Genomic DNA, 3181 nt, shown 5'->3' on the forward strand with positions numbered 1-3181 from the left:
CAACGCCAGCACGGCGCGCGGCACCTGCACCAGCTGCAGGCCCATCACCACCACCGCGCTGACGAGCCCCGCCCCGAGGCAGGCCAAGGTCAGGCGCTTGACCTCGCCGAAGCCCGAGAAGCGCCACATGCTCTGCGGCACACGCAGCGCGATCAGCGCCGCCAGGTAGGTCGCGACGATGCCCAGCAGCACCCAGCCGTCGTAGTGCGGCCGCGCGCTGATCCAGCGCTCGAAGCCGAGTCGGAACAGGTAGGTGATGTTCCAGCACAGCGCGATCACCACACCATCGATCAGCAGCGAGAGCGGTTGGCGCCGTGGCCGCACGCGTGCCAGCAAGCGGTCGAGGCGGTGCCAGATGCTGGGTTGGTTGCTCACCGGATCGCCGTCCATCAGCGCCACCACACCAGGCGCAAGGTGCGCAGGATGAGCTGCAGGTCGAAGCGCAGCGAGGCGCGGTCCACGTAGTGCGCCGCCAGCTGCAGCTTGGCCGGCATCACCACGTCGACGTACTCGCGCTCGGGGTCGGCGGCGCGCGCCAGGCGCTCGTTCTCGTCGCGGTATTCGAGCGAGGCCAGGTCGGTGATGCCGGGGCGCACGCTGAGCACCTTGTCGCGCAGTGGCGCGGGGTACATCGCCACGTAGCGCGGCACCTCGGGCCGCGGGCCGACCAGGCTCATCGTTCCTTGCAGCACGTCGATGAGTTGCGGCAGCTCGTCGAGCTTGGCGCGTCGCAGGAAGGCGCCGGCACGCGTGATGCGCACGTCCTGGCCCACCGTGATCAGCGCCCCGCCGCCGCCATGCGCCATGGTCCTGAACTTGTGGATGCGAAACGGCTCGCCGAATCGGCCCACCCGCTCCTGGCGATAGAACACCGGCCCCGGTGAATCGAGCTTGATCCACATCGCGATCATCAGCAGCGCCGGTGACAGCAGCAGCAAGCCCATGGCGGACAGCAGCAGGTCGAACAATCGTTTCGCCATGGCCCGCATCGTCAGACCAGCGCCGCCCGCACGGCCGCGATGACACGCTGCACATCGGCATCGGTCATGCGGGTGTAGAGCGGCAGCGTCACCATGCGCTCGTAGGCCTTCTGCGACTGCGGGAAGGCCGCCGGCTGCAGGTGGTAGCGGTCGCGCCAGTAGGGCTGCAGGTGCAGCGGGATGTAGTGCACGCTGCAGCCGATGCCGGCGGCGAACAGGCGCTCGATGAAGGTGTCGCGGTCGACCGCCGCACCATCGCCCAGGCGCAGCACGTACAGGTGCCAGGCATGCACATCGCCCGGCGCAGCCAAGGGCGGTGTGATCACCGGCAGGTCGGCGAAGGCCGCATTGAACTGCGCGGCGATCTGTTCGCGCCGGGCCTGGAAGGCACCCAGCCGCTTGAGCTGGTGCAGGCCCAGCGCGGCGGCAATGTCGGTCAAGTTGTACTTGAAGCCCGGCGCCACGATCTCGTAGTACCAGCTGGGCACCTTGGCGGTGAAGCGGTCGAAGGCGTCGCGGCTCATGCCGTGCAGGCGCATCACCTTCATGCGGTGGGCGAGTTCAGCGTTGCGCGTCACGACCATGCCGCCTTCGCCGGTGGTGATGGTCTTGTTGGCGTAGAAGCTGAACACCGTCGCGTCGGATTCCAGCGTGCCGATGAGCTGGCCGCCGCAGGTGGTGGGCAGCGCATGGGCGGCGTCTTCCACCACCTTGAGGCCGTGCTGATCCGTCAGGGCCAGCAGGCGCCGCATGTCGGCCGCGCGGCCGCCGAAGTGCACCGGCATCACGGCCTTGGTGCGCGGGGTGATGGCCGCTGCCACCGCATCGACGTCGATGCACAGCGTGGCCGGGTCGATGTCGACCAACACCACGTCGGCGCCGAGGTACCGCACCACCTCGGCGGTGGCGGTGAAGGTGTGGGTGGTGGTGATGACCTCGTCACCGGGGCCGACGCCCAGCGCCTCGAGCGCAAGATGCAGGCCGGCGGTGGCGGAGTTCACCGCCATCGAATGCAGGCTGGCGTCGCCCAGGAAGGCGGTGAAGTCTTCCTCGAAGCGCTTGGTCTTGGGGCCGGTGGTGACCCAGCCAGAGCGCAAGGTATCCACCACTTCGGCGATCTCTTCTTCGCCGATGTCCGGTAATGCGAAGGGCAGGAAGGGCAGCTTGTCGGTCATCGGGGTTTGGCGATCCAGCACAGGAGGTGCGTGCGCAGCAGCGGCACCGTGTTGAACAGAGTGTAGAGCGCAGGGTGCAGCCGGCTCACGGTGCGGGCGATCGGCGGCGCCAGCGTCACGCGCTGCGCCTGCAACTGCCCTTGCGGGAACAGCGCGCGCACGCGCGCGAGTGGCACGCCGCGCACATCGCGGTTACGCGGGTTGTCGACGGTGAAGTCGTACCAGAGCACGCCGCCACCGGGCTTGACGGCCGACCACATGCTGGCGGCCAGGCGCTGCTGGAAGCCGTCGTCGAGCAGCGACGAGAACACGGTGGACTGCAGGACGATGTCCACACTCTCGGGTGGCGGGGCGAGCAAGAGCGCATCGCCTTGCTGCAGGTTCACCGCATCGGGCAGGCGGGCGCGTGCTTCGACATGGCGCTCGGGCAGCAGCTCCACGCCCGAGAGGTGCTCGGGCGCAAACCCCATCAGCAGGCACTCCAGCAGGTTGCCCCCGCTGCCACACCCCACCTCGTGCAAGCGGAGTGCCGACAGGTCGGTGAAGCCCAGCCGCTTGAAAAGCGACAGCAGCGCGCGCTGCCGCTCCTGCCAGGCCATCAGCGCGCTCGGGTTGAGCAGGCTGTAGCGCGGGTCGCGTGGCGGGCGTCGCGCATAGCGCTCGCGCACGGACAGGGCTTCGTCCGATTCGTCCATGCCATCTACCTCGTGAGCCTGGCAAAGCGGGCACGGCCCGGGCCACCGCGCAGCGCGTCCCACCAGCCGATCAGCGAACCGATGCCGTAGCCCAGGTGATAGGCCGCGATGACGGCAGGGACGCGCAGCCACACCGCCGGGGGTTTCGATCGACCGGCGGCCAACGTCATCGCCAGCACGGCCAGACCGTAGGCCCCCGTGAGCAGCAGCAAGGGCCAGGCCGACCAGCCCACCAGCAGCACCGACACCGCCAGCAGCAGCACGAAGGCGCCTGGCACCAGGTGCCGCAGTGAGGCCGGCTGGCCGTGCTTCTTCATCACGAATGGTTTCC

General features: G+C 69.0%; 3 protein-coding genes and 2 pseudogenes. All 5 read right to left on the reverse strand.

Annotation, left to right across the window (positions count from 1 at the left end; translation table 11 throughout):
* Positions 1-390: pseudogene (locus VFL64_RS16635) on the reverse strand (polysaccharide biosynthesis protein); the annotation flags it as partial.
* A complete protein-coding gene (locus VFL64_RS16640; RefSeq protein ID WP_489541495.1) occupies positions 390-980 on the reverse strand; it encodes a sugar transferase in 591 nt (196 codons plus the stop codon). The pseudogene VFL64_RS16635 and the gene VFL64_RS16640, both read right to left, overlap by 1 nt.
* Before the next feature lie 11 nt (positions 981-991).
* Positions 992-2155, reverse strand: a complete 1164-nt coding sequence (locus VFL64_RS16645) for a DegT/DnrJ/EryC1/StrS family aminotransferase (RefSeq protein ID WP_489541496.1) — start codon at positions 2153-2155, stop codon at positions 992-994.
* On the reverse strand, positions 2152-2850 hold the full coding sequence (locus VFL64_RS16650; RefSeq protein ID WP_489541497.1) for a class I SAM-dependent methyltransferase: 699 nt from the start codon (positions 2848-2850) through the stop codon (positions 2152-2154). The genes VFL64_RS16645 and VFL64_RS16650 overlap by 4 nt, the downstream gene beginning before the upstream one ends.
* Positions 2851-2855: 5 nt before the next feature.
* Positions 2856-3181: pseudogene (locus VFL64_RS16655) on the reverse strand (glycosyltransferase family 2 protein); the annotation flags it as partial.

This window comes from Rhizobacter sp., assembly GCF_035702065.1.
GTDB lineage: Bacteria > Pseudomonadota > Gammaproteobacteria > Burkholderiales > Burkholderiaceae_C > Rhizobacter.

Excerpts from the sequence above, each read along its gene's own strand:
- VFL64_RS16640 (WP_489541495.1), bottom strand. The coding sequence starts at position 980 with ATGGCGAAACGATTGTTCGACCTGCTGCTGTCCGCCATGGGCTTGCTG.
- VFL64_RS16645 (WP_489541496.1), bottom strand. The coding sequence starts at position 2,155 with ATGACCGACAAGCTGCCCTTCCTGCCCTTCGCATTACCGGACATCGGC.
- VFL64_RS16650 (WP_489541497.1), bottom strand. The coding sequence starts at position 2,850 with ATGGACGAATCGGACGAAGCCCTGTCCGTGCGCGAGCGCTATGCGCGA.